Here is a 14,691-nt window from a genome sequence, read left to right as displayed (position 1 = left end):
GTTTGCAGTTTCTCCCGCCGCGGGGGGATTTATGTACACACAGCAAAAGGGCGGGCGCCGGCAATGGCCGGCGCCCGCCCTTTATCGTGTTGCGTTACAGGTCGGGGTGATACTCTTTGCAGGTGCACTTTTTCCACTTGAGGCCGCTGCCGCAGGGGCAGGGGTCGTTGCGGCCGATGCGCACGGCCTTGACCGGGCCGTTCTTGCCGGTGCTCACGGTGCCCTTGCCGGGGGTGGCGGCGTCGCCGGTGGGTTTGGCCACCTGGGTGCGCTGCACCGGCTGCTCGGTGCGGATCTGCACCGTCAGCAGCATGCGCACGGTGTCCTCGCGGATGCTGTCCACCATGGCGTCGAACATCTCGAAGCCCTCGATGCGGTATTCCACCACCGGGTCCCGCTGGCCGTAGCTGCGCAGGTAGATGCCCTGGCGCAGCTGGTCCATGTTGTCGATGTGCTCCATCCACTTGGTGTCCACGTTGCGCAGCAGGCACACACGCTCCAGCTCGCGCATCACCGGCGAGCCGTACTGCTTTTCCTTCGCGTCCAGGATGGCAGCGCCCCGCTCCTGCAGCACCTGGGCCACCTTGTCGCGGGTGATGCCCTTCAGCTCCTCTTCGGGGTAGACGAAGTCGGTGGGGCGGGTCAGCCAGCCCTGGTAGTGGCGGCGCAGGGCGGCGAAGTCCCAGTCGGCGGGATTCTCGCCGGCGCAGAAGCTCTCCACGCTGGCCTTGATGTTCTCGTCCATCATGGTGCGCACGGTGGCGGACAGGTCCTCGCCGTTGAGCACCTTGCGGCGCTGGCCGTAGATGATCTCGCGCTGCTTGTTCATCACGTCGTCGAACTGCAGCACGTTTTTGCGGATGCCGAAGTTCTGGGCTTCCAGCTTCTTCTGGGCGCTCTCGATGGTGCCGGTGAGCATGCGGTTCTCGATGGGCATGTCGTCCTCGAGGCCCAGGGTGTTCATCAGGTTCTGCACCCGCTCGCCGCCGAACAGGCGCATCAGGTCGTCCTCCAGGCTGAGGAAGAACCGGGACGCGCCGGGGTCGCCCTGACGGCCGGCACGGCCGCGCAGCTGGTTGTCGATACGGCGGCTCTCGTGGCGCTCGGTGCCGATGATGAACAGGCCGCCGGCGGCGCGCACTTCCTCGGCCTCGGCGCTGATCTCCGCCTTGTGCTTTTTCAGCAGCTCCTCGTAGCGGGCGCGGATGGCCAAGATCTCCTCGTTGTCGGTGTCGGCGTGGCCGTCCGCCTCGGCGATGAGCTCCTCGGCAAAGCCCTCCTTGCGCAGGTCGGCCTTGGCCATGAAGTCGGCGTTGCCGCCCAGCATGATGTCGGTGCCGCGGCCCGCCATGTTGGTGGCGATGGTGACGGCGTTCTTCTTGCCGGCCTGGGCCACGATCTCGGCTTCCTTCTCGTGGTTCTTGGCGTTCAGCACGTTGTGCTTGATGCCCTTGCGGCTGAGCAGCTTGCTCAGGGTCTCGCTCTTTTCGATGCTCACGGTGCCCACCAGCACGGGCTGGCCCTTGGCGTGGCATTCCACCACCTGCTGCACCACCGCGTCGTACTTGCCGGCCACGGTCTTGTAGACGCTGTCCGCCAGGTCCTGCCGCTGGCAGGGCTTGTTGGTGGGCACGGTGACGATGTTCAGACCGTAAATTTCGCTGAACTCGTCCGCCTCGGTGCTGGCGGTACCGGTCATGCCGGAGAGCTTTTCGTACATGCGGAAGTAGTTCTGGAAGGTGATGGTGGCCAGGGTCTTGCTCTCGGCGGCCACCTGCACGCCCTCTTTGGCCTCGATGGCCTGGTGCAGGCCCTCGTTGTAGCGGCGGCCGATCATCAGGCGGCCGGTGAACTCGTCCACGATGATGACCTCGCCGTCACGCACCACATAGTCGATGTCCCGCTTCATCACGCCCCGGGCCTTGATGGCCTGGTTGATGTGGTGGGCCAGGGTCATGTTGGCGCCGTCGGCCAGGTTCTCCACATGGAAGTAGGCCTCCGCCTTCTTGATGCCGCTCTCGGTGAGGGTGGCGGTCTTGTGCTTTTCGTCCACCACATAGTCGCCGTCCACCTGGGCGTCCTGGTCCTCTTTCTCGTCCAGCTCCACCACCTTGCTCATCTTCAGGGTGCGGGCGAAGGCGTCCGCCTGCTGGTAGAGGCTGGAGGAATCGTCGCCCCTGCCGCTGATGATGAGGGGGGTGCGGGCCTCGTCGATGAGGATGGAGTCCACCTCGTCCACGATGGCATAGTAATGCCCGCGCTGCACCATGTTCTCCTTGTAGACCACCATGTTGTCCCGCAGGTAGTCGAAGCCGAACTCGTTGTTGGTGCCGTAGGTGATGTCGGCGTTGTAGGCGGCGTGGCGCTGCTCGTTGGTGATGCCCTGCACGATGAGGCCTACCGACAGGCCCAGCCAGCGGTACAGCTTGCCCATCCACTCGGAGTCACGGCGGGCCAGGTAGTCGTTCACGGTGACCACGTGCACGCCCTTGCCGGTGAGGGCGTTCAGATAGACCGGCAGGGTGGCCACCAGGGTCTTGCCCTCGCCGGTGCTCATCTCCGCGATGCAGGCGCGGTGCAGCACGATGCCGCCCATGATCTGCACCGGGAAGTGTTTCATGCCCAGCACGCGCCAGCTGGCCTCCCGGCAGACGGCAAAGGCGGTGGGCAGGATGTCATCCAGGCTTTCGCCCTTGGCCAGCCGCTCCTTCAAAGCGGGGGTCATGGCCTGCAGCTCGGCGTCGGTCTTTGCGGCCATCTCGGGCTCCATGGCCACCACGGCGTCGGCGATGGGGCGGATGCGCTTGAGCTCCTTGTCGGAGAAGGAGCCGAACAGTTTGTCGATCAAAGACATAGTATCACTCACGATCTGAACGGGCGGGCGCAAAAGCGGCCCTTTGCCCGGTAATCTGCACACGAAAACCCACAGTGCGCTATTTTATATAGTACATCACAAAGCCGGGGCCTGTCAACGCCGCCAGGGGTCGAAAACCCGCTGGTGGAGCCGAACGGGCGGCATTTCACCGCCCGTCGGGCCGCCCCTTTGGTGCGCGGGGAGGCCAAATGAAACTTTTTTGTGAATTTTCATCAAAGGCTTGTTCTTGGGGAACAATATGGCTATAATGATAATATCATGTAATATCAAAAACCATATGTTATGGTTTTGGAGGTGGCGTTATGAGCCGGTATTTTGAAAAAGGGCGGGAGCCCGTGAGCAGCTACACCCATTTCTGGGGGGCGCTGGCCAGCGCCTTCGGCACGCTGGCGCTGGCGGCGCGCAGCCTGCACACCGGCGCGGGCGGCGCGGTGCTGGCGGGGGTGGTGCTGTTCGGCCTGTCGCTGGTGGCGCTCTATTCCGCCAGCAGCATCTACCACTACGCCCTGGGGGCGGCGGCCAAGGTGCGGCGGCTGCGCAAGCTGGACCACGCCATGATCTATGTGCTCATCGCCGGTAGCTACACCCCGCTGTGCATCAAATTCATGGACCCGGCCAAGCTGCCGGTGTTTTTGGGGGCCATGTGGACGATGGCGGCGGCGGGCATCCTGCTGAAACTTTTGTGGCTGGACGCGCCCCGCTGGCTGGGCACCCTGCTCTATCTGGCCCTGGGCTGGGCCATCGTGGTGGACCTGCCCGCCTTCGCGGCCATGCCCGCGGGGTGCCTGGGCCTTGTGGCCGCCGGCGGCGTGTGCTACTCGCTGGGGGCGGTGCTCTACATGCTCAAGTGGCCCAACCTGAGCGAGCGGTGGGGCTTCCACGAACTGTTCCATCTGTTCATTCTGGCGGGCAGCGCCTGCCACTTCGCCGCGGTGTTCTTCTTCGTGGCCTGAAAGGGCTTGCGGGCGCGGGGCGCGGGTGATAGAATGGCCTAAAAGACGGCTGTTCTGTGAGGTGATGCGCGATGGAACTCATCCTTCCCGGCCCCGCCTGCGAGGCATCCTACCGGCAGGCCATTGAGGAATACGCCCGCGCGGGGCTTTCCCCCACCTGCTTTTTCGGCGGCGCGGAGCGCTGCCCCGACGGGCTGTTCGCCCGCTTTGCGGACTACCGCGCCGGGCAAAACCTGCCGGCGGGCTATGTGCCCTGCACCAGCCTGTGGCTGGTGGACGGGGACGAATTTCTGGCGGAAGTTTCCATCCGCCACCGGCTGACCCCCGCGCTGGAGCGCTTTGGCGGCCACATCGGCTACGCCGTGCGGGCAGGCCGCTGGGGGCAGGGGCTGGGCACGAAGCTGCTGGCGGGCGCGCTGGACTACGCCCGCGGCACGCTGGGCCTCTCCTGGGTGCTGCTGACCTGCGCCGACGGCAACACCGGCTCCGCCCGGGTCATAGAGAAGAACGGCGGCGTTCTGCTGGACAAGCTGGACGACGTCATCGACGGCAGACCCCGCGTCACCCGCCGGTACCGCATCGAGCTTTGAATTTGTTCAAACAAAAAAGGTGGAATTTCCGTATGAGGAAATTTCCACCTTTTTTTCTTGCCTGAAGGCTGGTATCATAAGAATGGGCTTTCAGAGGCCAAGCAGCGCCAGAAGTTCCTCCAGCGTGCCGATGACCGGCACGCCCGCCGTCAAAAGCCGCGCCCGGCTCTGGTGCCCGGCGGCGCAGAGCACGCATTTTGTGCCGAGACCCGCCGCCACCTCCGCGTCGTGGAGGGTGTCCCCCACCAGCACCGCCTGGGCCGGGTCAAAGTTCTGGCGGGCCATCCACGCTTTGCCCACCGCCAGTTTGCCGTGGGCGTAGTAGTCAGTCTGGCCCAGCAGCTCGTCAAAGTATCCTGCCACGCCCAGATGCTCGGTCTGGGCTTTCAGCAGCGTCAGCTCGCTGGCCGAGAGGATGACCTGCCGCACCCCGGCGGATTTCAGTGCGGCCAGAGCATCGGCCGCGCCGGGGCACAAAGAGCAGGAAAAACTCGCGGGGTCGTAGCGGGCCACATAGTCCGCCGCCATCTCTTCAAAGCTGCGCTTTTTAAAGTCGAGGCCCGCCCGCCGGTAGTAATCCACCACCGGGAACCCGAAGATCTCCCGGTAGGCGGCAAGGTCATAGCGGTTGGGGCAGCCGTCCTCCTCCAGCATCTCGTTCAGCAAGCGAAGGCACAGCTGAAGGTCGTCCAGCAGGGTGCCGTTCCAGTCCCAGATGACGCAGCGGGGTTTCATAGCGGGCCTCCTTTGATGCAAGGGTGTTTACTCGGTGAACAGTTTGCGCAGGGCAGGGTTCGACTCGATGAGCTTCACCAGCGCCACGCCCAGCACGCCGCAGGCCACCACTTCGCCCAGGGCCACGGTGACCCCGTTCCAGACCATCAGCGGCAGAGTGGCGGGCGTGTCGGAAAAGAAGATGGCAATTTCCGGCCCAACGATGAGGGCGTTGAACAAAACCGGCGGCACCGCCGCGGGCAGGGCCAGGCCCCGCACCCGGAAATTGCGCAGCTTATAAGTCACAAGGCAGGCCAGCAGGGTGGCCAGGGTGCCGAAGATGACGTCCGGCAGCACCGAACCCAAAAGGTTTGACAGAAAGCACCCCAGCACGGCGGCGGCGATGTACTCCGCGCCGAACACCGGCAGCAGCACCAGCGCCTCGGCAAAGCGGATCTGCACCGCGCCGAAGGAGAGGGGCTGCAGCGCCATGCACAGCACCACGTAGAGGGCGGCCACGAGGCCGCAGCGGACGAGTTTTCGCGTTGACATGATTACACACTCCGGCAGTTAGATTTTGACCGCCCGGCCCTGCCAGTTCCCGGCGGTGTGACCGCCCCTTTTCAAAAAGGGCGGCGAGCCTAAAATCCTAAGTTGCTCTGGCGGGCGTCGCCCGCGTAAAAGATATTATACCAGCCGCCGGCAGGATGCGCAACGCTCGCCGCGGATTTTACAAACTTCTTGTTTTACATCCCCTTCGCCGGGGCCTATAATAAAAAGGTACACAGAAAGGAAAGACCACCATGAAACAAGGCAACCTTCTGATCGTTCACGGCGGCGCGCCCACCGCCGTTATCAACTCCTCGCTGTACGGCGCGGTGACCGAGGCCAAAAAGCACCCGGAAGTGGAAAAGGTGCTGGGCGCGGTGGGCGGCACCGGCGGCATGCTGAAGGAGAACTTCTGCGATCTGTCCGCCGTGCCGGAGGAGCGCCTGAAGCTGCTGCTGCAGACCCCCGCCTCCGCCATCGGCACCAGCCGCGACGCGCTGGAGCCCGAGCACTACGCCGCCATGGCCGAGATCTGCCGCAAGCACAACATCCGCTGGGTGCTGTTCAACGGCGGCAACGGCAGCATGGACGCCTGCGGCAAGCTGTTCAAAGCCTGCGTGGCCGCCGGCGTGGACGTGCGGGTGGTGGGCATCCCCAAGACGGTGGACAACGACATCGCCGTGACCGACCACGCCCCCGGCTTCGGCTCTGCCGCCCGGTTCATCGCCGGCATCACCAGCGAGATCAGCCAGGACGTGCGCAGCCTGCCCATCCATGTGTCGGTCATCGAGGCCATGGGCCGCAACGCCGGCTGGGTCACCGCCGCCAGCGCCCTGGCCCGCACCGGAAACGGCGACGGCCCCGACCTCATCTACCTGCCTGAGCGCCCCTTCAACGAAGAGGAGTTTCTGGAGAAGGTGGGCGACCTCTACCGCAAGAAGGGCGGCGTGGTCGTGGTGGCCAGCGAGGGCCTCACCGGCCTGGACGGCAAGCCCATCGTGGAGCCCATCTTCCAGGTGGGCCGCGCCACCTACTACGGCGACGTGAGCGCCCATCTGGCCAATCTGGTCATCAAAAAGCTGGGCATCAAGGCCCGCAGCGAAAAGCCCGGCATCAGCAACCGCGCCTCCATCGCCTTCCAGTCCGAGACCGACCGGGACGAGGCGGTGCTGGTGGGCGGCGAGGCCGCCCGCGCAGCCCTGGCCGGCGAGAACGGCGTGATGGTGGGCCTGCGCCGGGTGCCCGGCCCCGTCTATCAGGTGGAGACCTTCCTCATCCCCGTGGAGCAGGTGATGCTCTACGAGCGCAAGATGCCCGACGAATACATCAGCGCCGACGGCTGCGACGTCACCGACGCCTTTGTGGAGTGGTGCCGCCCGCTGATCGGCAGCCCGCTGCGGCAGTTCGTCACCTTCAAGCCCACGCTGTAAGAACAAACAATGAACGGAGGGACCCATGTCCAGTCTGCCCGTGACCTATGAAATGGTGCGCCACAGCGCCGAGATCAACACCTACATCCAGCAGGCGGACGCCTCGCTCATCGCCCTGGGCTTCACCGAGCACTCCTTTGCCCACGTGACCCGCTGCGCGGCGGTGGCCAGCCATCTGCTGGAAGAGCTGGGAGCGGACGAGCGCACGGTGGAGCTGGCCCGCATCGCCGGCTACATGCACGACATCGGCAATCTGGTGAACCGGGTGGACCACGCCCAGAGCGGCGCGGTGATGGCCTTCCGCATCCTGGACAAGATGGGCATGCCCCCCGCCGACACGGCGCTGGTGGTGACGGCCATCGGCAACCACGACGAGGGCACCGCCTTCCCGGTGAACGGGGTGGCGGCGGCACTCATCCTGGCGGACAAGACCGACGTGCGCCGCAGCCGGGTGCGGGGCCGCGACACCATCCGCTTCGACATCCACGACCGGGTGAACTGGGCGGTGGAGCGCTCGGACCTGGACCTGGACAAGGAGCAGAAGACCCTGACCCTGCGCATCCAGCTGGACACCACCGTCTGCCCGGTGATGGATTATTTCGAGATCTTTCTGGAACGGATGCTTTTGTGCCGCAAGGCGGCGGAGTATTTCCAGCTCTCCTTCCGGCTGGAAGTGAACGGCCAGACGCTGCTGTGAGGTGCCGGTCATGGAACTGAAACGCCTCACCGACCCCGCAAGCCCGCTGTTCGCTCCCGCCATGGAGCTGTACGGCATCAGCTTCCCGGTGCACGAACAGCGGCTGGACGCCTCCCAGCGGCGCATCCTGGGCGACGAAGCCTATCACTTCGACCTGCTGTGGGCGGAGGGCGCCTTCGCGGGCCTCATCCTTTACTGGGAGCAGCCGGACTATTTCTATGTGGAGCACTTCTGCGTTCTGCCCCAGCTGCGGGGCATGGGCTTCGGCAGCCGTGCGCTGGAACTTTTACAGGCCAAGGGCAAGCCGGTCATTCTGGAAATCGACCCGCCCCGGGACGAAGTCTCCCGCCGCAGAAAGGGCTTTTACGAGCGCTGCGGCTTTGCCGCCAACCCCTTTGCCCATGTGCATCCACCCTACCGCCGGGGCGCGGCGGGCCACGACCTGGTGGTCATGAGCAGCCCCGCCCCCCTCACCGAAGAAGAATACGGCCGCTTTGCCGCGTTTTTGAAGGGCCATGTGATGGCGGACGTGTTCGACTGAAAACCTACATAAAAAAGCGCCCCTTTCCGCAATGGAAAGGGGCGCTTTTGCTGCAGAACTTACTTTTCCTCGATGGTGTACTCGAAGCCGTACTCCGCCTGCAGGGCCTTCACCTGCTCCTCGGTGTCCTGGATGAAGGTGGGCTCATAGACGCTGTTGCCGTTGTGGGCCTTCTTGTAGTCCTCCAGAAGCTGGTTCAGCTTGTCCCAGGCCTCGTTGTTGCGGGCCTCGTCGCTGCCCTCGGGGAAGCTGATGACATACTCGTGGCGTTTGGGAAGACGTGCTTTCATGGGTGATTCTCTCCTTAAAATTTGTTTTGGTTCAGCCGAGGCCGAAGAGGGCCCGGGCGTTCTGGCAGGCAGTTTCCAGCAGCTCCTCCGGCGTCTCCCCCCGCACTTCGGCCAAAAAGGCGGCGGTGTGAGCGATGAGGGAGGAGTCGCACCGGCGGCCCCGGCAGGGCTCGGGGGCCATGTAGGGGCAGTCGGTCTCCACCAGCAGCTTGTCCGGGGGGACGATGGCGGCGGCCTTCACCGCCCGCTTGGCCCCCTTGAAGGTGGCCGCGCCGCCAAAGCCGATGTACAGCCCCTGAGCGGTGAGCCAAGCGGCGTCCTCCGCCGAGCCGGAAAAGCAGTGGAGCACCCCTTTGGGGCGGTATTTTTTTAAAAGCGCGTAGGTGTCGGCGTGGGCCTCCCGGTCATGGACGATGACGGGCTTGTCCAGCTCCAGCGCCAGGCGTATCTGGGCCTCGAACAGTTCCAGCTGGGCGTCCTTGGGGATGGGCCAGTGATAGTCCAGGCCTATCTCCCCCACCGCCACCGCTTTCTTTTCCGCCAGCAGCGGGGCGATGGCGGCCAGTTCCGCCTTCCAGTCGCCGGAAAACCGGGTGTTGGTGGAGGCGTCCTCCTCGATGAGGCTCTCCGGGTGGATGCCCAGCGCGGCCCACACGAAGGGCCACGCGGCGGCCAGTTCCAGCGCGCCCTTGCTGGTGGCAAGATCGGTGGCGCACTCCACCACCCCCGCCACCCCGGCGGCGGGCAGGCTCTGCAAAAGGGCCTCGCGGTCGCCGTCGAACTGATGACTCTGGTAGTGGGCGTGGCTGTCGAAGATGGGGCCGGCCATCAGTGGATGGCGCTGCCGGGCAGCACGTCGTCGGGGAAGAAGACCACCGAAGCGCCGCCGTCCGGCATGTCGGCGGCCATCACCATGCCCTCGCTCACATACTTGCCCTTCATCATCGGGCGGGGGGCGAGGTTGGCCACGATGCCCACCTTGCGGCCGATGAGGTCCTCGGGCTTGTACCACTTGGCGATGCCGGAGAGGATGGTGCGCTCACGCTCGCCGTCGAACAGGGTCATCTTCAGCAGCTTCTTGCTCTCGGGCAGGTTCTCGCAGGTGAGCACCTGGGCCACCCGCAGCTCCACCTTGCAGAAGTCGTCGAAGGAGACTTCCGGCTGATGCTCGATGCCTTCGGCAGCGGCAGGGGCGGGCGCGGCGGCCTTCTCGGCGGCGGCAGCCTTCTCCTGGGCGGCCTTGGCCTCGTGGGCCGCGGCCAGCTCCGCCAGCTCCTTCGCCGCGTCGATGCGGGGGAAGAGGGCGTCGCCCTTGTGCACGGTGTAGTCCGCCTTGCCGCCAAAGCGCAGGTCACCCCAGGCGCGGTCGGCGTCGGAGAGGCCCAGCTGCACGGCCATCTTGTCGGCGGTGTCGGGCAGGAAGGGCGCCAGCAGCACGGTGGCAAAGCGCAGCACCTCGCACAGGTTATACAGCACCATGGCCAGACGGTCACGGTTGGCCTCGTCCTTGGCCAGGGCCCAGGGCGCGGTCTCGTCGATGTACTTGTTGGCACGCTGGATGGCCTTGAACACCTCCTGCAGGGCCTGGGGGATGAGCAGGTCGTCCATGCAGGCGGCCACCTTGGCGGGCATCTCGCTCACCGTCTTGACGAGGTCGTCGTCGAACTCGCCGGCAGCACGCTCGGCGGGCAGGGTGCCGCCGAAGTACTTCTCGGCCATGGCCACCGTGCGGCTGAGCAGGTTGCCCAGGTCGTTGGCAAGGTCAGAGTTGATGCGGGCGATGAGGGCCTCGTTGGAGAACACGCCGTCGTTGCCGAAGGGGATCTCCCGCAGCAGGAAGTAGCGGATGGCGTCCACGCTGTAACGCTCGCAGAGCACCGCCGGGTCCACCACGTTGCCCTTGGACTTGCTCATCTTGCCGCCGTCCAGCAGCAGCCAGCCGTGGCCGAACACCCGCTCGGGCAGGGGCAGGTCCAGCGCCATCAGCATGGCGGGCCAGAGGATGGTGTGGAAGCGCAAAATCTCCTTGCCCACCATGTGCAGGTCGGCGGGCCAGAAGGCGTCGTAGTCGCCGTACTTGTCGTTGCCGTAGCCCAGCGCGGAGATGTAGTTGCTCAGCGCGTCCACCCAAACGTACATGGTGTGCCTCGGGTCGAAGGGAACGGGGATGCCCCAGGAGACCGAGGTGCGGGAGACGCAGGTGTCCTGCAGGCCCTGGTTGATGAAGGCGATCATCTCGTTCTTGCGGGTCTCGGGCTGGATGAAGGCGGGGTGGTCCTCATAGTACTTCAGCAGCCGGTCGGCGTATTTGCTGGTCTTGAAGAAGTAAGCCTCCTCCTCGGCCTCGTAGACGTCGCCGCCGCAGTCGGGGCACTTGCCGTCCTTCAGCTGGCTGTCGGTCCAGAAGCTCTCGCAGGGCTTGCAGTAATGGCCCTTGTAGACGCTCTTGTAGATGTCGCCCTGGTCATACAGCTTTTGGAAAATCTTCTGGCAGCTGGCGATGTGGTAGTCGTCGGTGGTGCGGATGAACCGGTCGTAGCTGATGTTCATCAGCTTCCACAGGTCCTTCACGCCGCCCGCGCCCTCCACGATGTTGTCCACATACTGCTTGGGGGTCACGCCCGCGGCGGCGGCCTTGTCCTGGATCTTCTGGCCGTGCTCGTCGGTGCCGGTGAGGAACATCACCTTTTTGCCCTGCATCCGCTTGAAGCGGGCCAGCGCGTCGCAGGCCACGGTGGTATAGCTGTGGCCGATGTGCAGCTTGTCGCTGGGGTAGTAGATGGGGGTCGTGATGTAGAAGGTGTCTTTCTGGTTCATGGGTCTTACTTCCTTTCATAACGCGGCCGCGAATGAAACGGCCGCGGAATCACAAGAATTCGGGCGGGACGGGCCGGCCGTGGTCGTAGGCCAGGCGGTCCTCCTCGCCGATGGGGCGCACCACGCGGCAGGGGCTGCCCACGGCGAGCACGCCCGCCGGGACGTCTTTGGTGACGATGCTGCCCGCGCCGATGACGGCGTTCTCCCCGATGGTCACCCCCGGCAGGATGATGCTGCCCGCGCCGATCCACGCGCCCGCGCCGATGGTGACGGGCTTATTGTATTGCAGGCCCTTGCGCCGCAGCGCCGGGTGCAGCGGGTGGGTGGCCGCGGTGATGGTCACGTTGGGGCCGATCATCACATCGTCGCCGATGTGGATGTGGGTGTCGTCGGTGAGGGTGAGGTTGAAGTTGGCGTAGACATTTCTGCCCAGGTGGGTAAAGCACCCCCAGTTGGCGTTGAAGGGCGGCTCGATGAAGCAGCCCTCCCCCACCTCGGCAAAGATGCAGGGCAGCAGGGCGGCGTGGCCGTCCATATCCCGGGGGTCCATCTGGTTGTACTGCTGGATGAGCGAGCGGTACTCCATCTGCAGCCGGAACATCTCCGGCGAGTTGCAGACGTACAGATCGCCCGTGTGCAGCAGCTGCATGTTCTTTTCCAGCTCGGTCACAGAGAGTGCCTCCCCTCCGGTTCAGAAATCAAAGCCCACAGGAATCTTGCCGCAGGCCTCGATGGTGGCTTTGGCCAGCACCTCGGTGCTGTCGATGAAGAAATCGTCCAGGCCGTAGTCCCGCTTGATGAGGCTGAGCTCGGTGCAGCCCAGCACCGCCTTCTGGCAGCCTTGGGCCTTGAGGCCGTCGGCGATGCGGCCGAACAGCTCCAAATCCACCGGCTTGCCGCTCTTGATCTGGCCGTAGATGATGGTGTTCATCAGCGCGGCCTGATCGGCCTCGCTTGGCACGGCGCAGCCGATGCCCTCCGCCGCGCACATGCGCTGGTAGGAGCAGCTGGCCACCGTGCCGCTGGTGGCAAGGATGCCCAGCTTTTGGCAGCCGCCCGCCTTGGCGGTGCGCACGGTGAGCTGGATCATGTTCAGCACCGGCACCGGCAGGCTGCGCTGCAGCCGGTCATAGAAATAGTGGGCGGTGTTGCAGGGGATGGCCAGCACGGTGGCGCCGTAGCGCACCAGCATTTCGGCGTCCCGCTCCATCACCGAGAAGGGGTCGTCGTTGCTCTCGCCCAGGATGTAGGCGCTGCGGTCCGGGGTGGTGGCCCGGCTGCTGATGACGATGTCCAGGTGGTCCTGGTCCTTTTCGGCCTTGGTGTGGGCGGTGATCATCTCATAAAAATAGACGGTGCTCATCGGCCCGATGCCGCCCAGCACCCCCAGCACGGGGTGGGGCGCGGCGGATGTCTTGTTCATGGCGTTGCCTCTCTGATGCTTCTTCGCCCGGCGGGCGGTGATGTTGCTTGACATGCGCGGCGCGCAAAAACAGCCGCCCGCGCCGCAAAGCGGGCGGGGCGTACACACCTTTAATTATAAAGGCGGGGGTGTCAAAGTCAAGCAAAACCCGGCAGGACCGCGAAGCCCGCCCGTGCGCCACGATTTTTAACACGGCGGCCGCTTTTGTGCCGCGTTTGGTTGGTGGAAGCGGCTGGAAGGCCGTGATAGAATGTGTTAAAATCTTTTGCAAAGGCGGGAAATATATGCGCCGGCACTATCTGGACAATCTTCGCTGGGCCACCGTTCTGCTGGTGGTTTTCTATCACGTCATCTATATGTACAACGGCGTCATCACCGCCGGAGTGGTGGGGCCTTTTGCCCCGGTGCAGCCCCAGGATGCGGTGCAGTACCTGCTCTACCCCTGGTTCATGGTGCTGCTGTTCGTGGTGTCCGGCGCGAGCGCCCGTCTTGCGCTGGAGCGGCAGCCGCCAAAAGCCTTTGCCGCCCGCCGCACCGAAAAGCTGCTGGTGCCCTCCACCCTGGGACTTCTGGTCTTTCAGTGGGTGCTGGGCGGCTTCAATATGGCGCTGGCCGGGGCCTTCGACACCCTGCCGCCCCTGCCCGCTCCGGTGCTCTGGCTCATCATGGCGGCGTCCGGCTGCGGCGTTTTGTGGTTTGCCCAGATGCTCTGGCTTTTTTCCATGGCGCTGGTCCTGCTGCGCCGGTTTGAAAAGGGCCGCCTCTATCGCGTCTGCGGGCGGCTTGGCCCCCTCGCCCTGGCGGCGCTGGGCCTGCCCCTCTGGGCCGCGGCGCAGGTGCTGAACGCCCCTTACATCGCGGTCTACCGCTTCGGCATCTACGCGTTTGCCTTTTTGCTGGGCTATTTTGTCTTTGCCCAGGAAGAGGTGATGGAGCGTCTTGCCGCCCATCCCCTGCCCTTCTGTGCCGCGGCGCTGGCGCTGGGCACGGCCTACGCCCTGCGCTGGTTCGGGCAGAACTACGCCGCGCCGCCGGCGGTGAACTGCCCGCTGGCCATCGCCTTTGCCTGGGCGGCGGTGCTGGCGGCCTTCGCCGCCATGAAGCGCTGGGGCGACAGAACGGGCCCTCTGGCCGCCTGGCTGGGGCAGCGCAGTTTCGGGCTGTATGTGATTCACTATCTGCCCCTGGCCGCCGCGGCCTGGGCCATGGACCGTTTTTTGCATCTGCCCGCCGGGGTCTGCTATCTGCTGGCGGCAGCGGCTGCCTTCGGCGGCGGGTATGGTTTGAGCGCCCTCATCTCCAAAACGCCGGTGCTGCGCTGGTGCGTTTTGGGCAAGCGAAAGGAGAAACGCCATGTTTCGGGATAACCTCTGCCAGCTGCGCAAACTGAACGGTCTCTCGCAGGAGGAACTGGCGGAAAAGGTGAACGTCTCCCGCCAGACCCTCTCCAAGTGGGAGAGCGGTGTTTCCCAAAGTTAAAGAGATTGTCATGGACAATCCACGCTTACATATTTCTTTTGTACTCATAATCATACGCTTACGCTGAGACGAAAGATCATACTTTTTTCAAGATCCAGCCCCGAAACTCATCAGGGCTGGATTTTTACTTTTAACCAAGATTTTTCCACCTTAGGGCTTCCTTTTTGAAATTTTTGAAATCCTCAAAGGTTTCTTGCATCCGGACCAGGCGGTCGGCTGGGAAACCGAACGTTTTCTTTGTTTTGTTAATGGCATTGCACTAGTCCGAGATTCGCTCTTGCATAGGTGGCTGTAGTCATTGGCTCCCTTTTCTCGTTAGACAACAGTTGTATG

Annotated in this window: 15 protein-coding genes and 1 riboswitch; of the genes, 7 read left to right on the top strand and 8 right to left on the bottom strand. The window is 64.4% G+C overall.

What is annotated here, in order from left to right:
• Positions 1-94: 94 nt before the first annotated feature.
• Positions 95-2,854 carry a preprotein translocase subunit SecA gene (gene secA / locus ACMI1Q_RS01190; protein ID WP_394979821.1) on the bottom strand — a complete coding sequence of 920 codons (2,760 nt, stop codon included), beginning with the start codon at positions 2,852-2,854 and terminating at the stop codon, positions 95-97.
• 323 nt (positions 2,855-3,177) lie between these two features.
• On the opposite strand from secA, the gene trhA reads away from it, so the two are divergent.
• A complete protein-coding gene (gene trhA, locus ACMI1Q_RS01185) occupies positions 3,178-3,828 on the top strand; it encodes a PAQR family membrane homeostasis protein TrhA (RefSeq protein WP_177521717.1) in 651 nt (216 codons plus the stop codon).
• Between the two features lie 71 nt (positions 3,829-3,899).
• Positions 3,900-4,418 (top strand): GNAT family N-acetyltransferase, encoded by a 519-nt coding sequence (locus tag ACMI1Q_RS01180; RefSeq protein WP_417025384.1) that lies wholly within the window; start codon positions 3,900-3,902, stop codon positions 4,416-4,418.
• Between the two features lie 90 nt (positions 4,419-4,508).
• Here the strand turns inward: ACMI1Q_RS01180 and ACMI1Q_RS01175 are convergent, their stop codons facing one another.
• Together ACMI1Q_RS01175 and ACMI1Q_RS01170 are read right to left on the bottom strand one after the other, a co-directional pair.
• Complete coding sequence (locus ACMI1Q_RS01175; RefSeq protein WP_419502518.1) at positions 4,509-5,153, bottom strand: HAD family hydrolase; 645 nt, start codon at positions 5,151-5,153, stop codon at positions 4,509-4,511.
• 27 nt (positions 5,154-5,180) lie between these two features.
• A complete protein-coding gene (locus ACMI1Q_RS01170) occupies positions 5,181-5,684 on the bottom strand; it encodes a QueT transporter family protein (protein WP_394977725.1) in 504 nt (167 codons plus the stop codon).
• A gap of 9 nt (positions 5,685-5,693) precedes the next feature.
• Positions 5,694-5,792: riboswitch (PreQ1-III riboswitch) on the bottom strand.
• 143 nt (positions 5,793-5,935) lie between these two features.
• Between ACMI1Q_RS01170 and ACMI1Q_RS01165 the strand changes: the two genes are divergently transcribed.
• From ACMI1Q_RS01165 to ACMI1Q_RS01155, 3 genes are read left to right on the top strand one after another with little or no spacing between them, the layout of a single operon-like run.
• On the top strand, positions 5,936-7,111 hold the full coding sequence (locus ACMI1Q_RS01165) for a diphosphate--fructose-6-phosphate 1-phosphotransferase (protein WP_177521713.1): 1,176 nt from the start codon (positions 5,936-5,938) through the stop codon (positions 7,109-7,111).
• 25 nt (positions 7,112-7,136) lie between these two features.
• Entirely contained in the window at positions 7,137-7,808 is a 672-nt protein-coding gene (locus tag ACMI1Q_RS01160; protein ID WP_330058933.1) for an HD domain-containing protein, read from the top strand.
• A 10-nt stretch (positions 7,809-7,818) separates the two neighbouring features.
• Positions 7,819-8,349 (top strand): GNAT family N-acetyltransferase, encoded by a 531-nt coding sequence (locus tag ACMI1Q_RS01155; protein WP_417025389.1) that lies wholly within the window; start codon positions 7,819-7,821, stop codon positions 8,347-8,349.
• Between the two features lie 59 nt (positions 8,350-8,408).
• Here ACMI1Q_RS01155 and ACMI1Q_RS01150 read toward each other — a convergent pair whose 3' ends face one another.
• From ACMI1Q_RS01150 to ACMI1Q_RS01130, 5 genes are read right to left on the bottom strand one after another with little or no spacing between them, the layout of a single operon-like run.
• Entirely contained in the window at positions 8,409-8,639 is a 231-nt protein-coding gene (locus ACMI1Q_RS01150; protein WP_419069091.1) for a methylenetetrahydrofolate dehydrogenase, read from the bottom strand.
• A gap of 31 nt (positions 8,640-8,670) precedes the next feature.
• On the bottom strand, positions 8,671-9,468 hold the full coding sequence (locus ACMI1Q_RS01145; protein ID WP_419502517.1) for a TatD family hydrolase: 798 nt from the start codon (positions 9,466-9,468) through the stop codon (positions 8,671-8,673).
• Positions 9,468-11,456: a methionine--tRNA ligase gene (gene metG / locus ACMI1Q_RS01140; RefSeq protein ID WP_419502516.1), complete on the bottom strand. Its 1,989-nt coding sequence runs from the start codon at positions 11,454-11,456 to the stop codon at positions 9,468-9,470. The genes ACMI1Q_RS01145 and metG overlap by 1 nt, the downstream gene beginning before the upstream one ends.
• 49 nt (positions 11,457-11,505) lie before the next feature.
• Complete coding sequence (locus tag ACMI1Q_RS01135) at positions 11,506-12,126, bottom strand: sugar O-acetyltransferase (RefSeq protein WP_419502515.1); 621 nt, start codon at positions 12,124-12,126, stop codon at positions 11,506-11,508.
• 21 nt (positions 12,127-12,147) lie between these two features.
• Complete coding sequence (locus tag ACMI1Q_RS01130) at positions 12,148-12,933, bottom strand: aspartate/glutamate racemase family protein (RefSeq protein ID WP_419502514.1); 786 nt, start codon at positions 12,931-12,933, stop codon at positions 12,148-12,150.
• Positions 12,934-13,163: 230 nt separating this feature from the next.
• Between ACMI1Q_RS01130 and ACMI1Q_RS01125 the strand changes: the two genes are divergently transcribed.
• Positions 13,164-14,246 (top strand): acyltransferase family protein, encoded by a 1,083-nt coding sequence (locus tag ACMI1Q_RS01125; RefSeq protein ID WP_419502513.1) that lies wholly within the window; start codon positions 13,164-13,166, stop codon positions 14,244-14,246.
• Positions 14,233-14,358: a helix-turn-helix transcriptional regulator gene (locus ACMI1Q_RS01120; protein ID WP_419502512.1), complete on the top strand. Its 126-nt coding sequence runs from the start codon at positions 14,233-14,235 to the stop codon at positions 14,356-14,358. Before ACMI1Q_RS01125 ends, ACMI1Q_RS01120 begins: the two co-directional genes overlap by 14 nt.
• Positions 14,359-14,691: the final 333 nt, after the last annotated feature.

Source organism: Candidatus Allofournierella excrementavium (assembly GCF_048526665.1).
Taxonomy (GTDB): Bacteria; Bacillota; Clostridia; order Oscillospirales; family Ruminococcaceae; genus Allofournierella_A; species Allofournierella_A excrementavium.
This window is presented reverse-complemented; position numbering and strand designations above follow the sequence as displayed.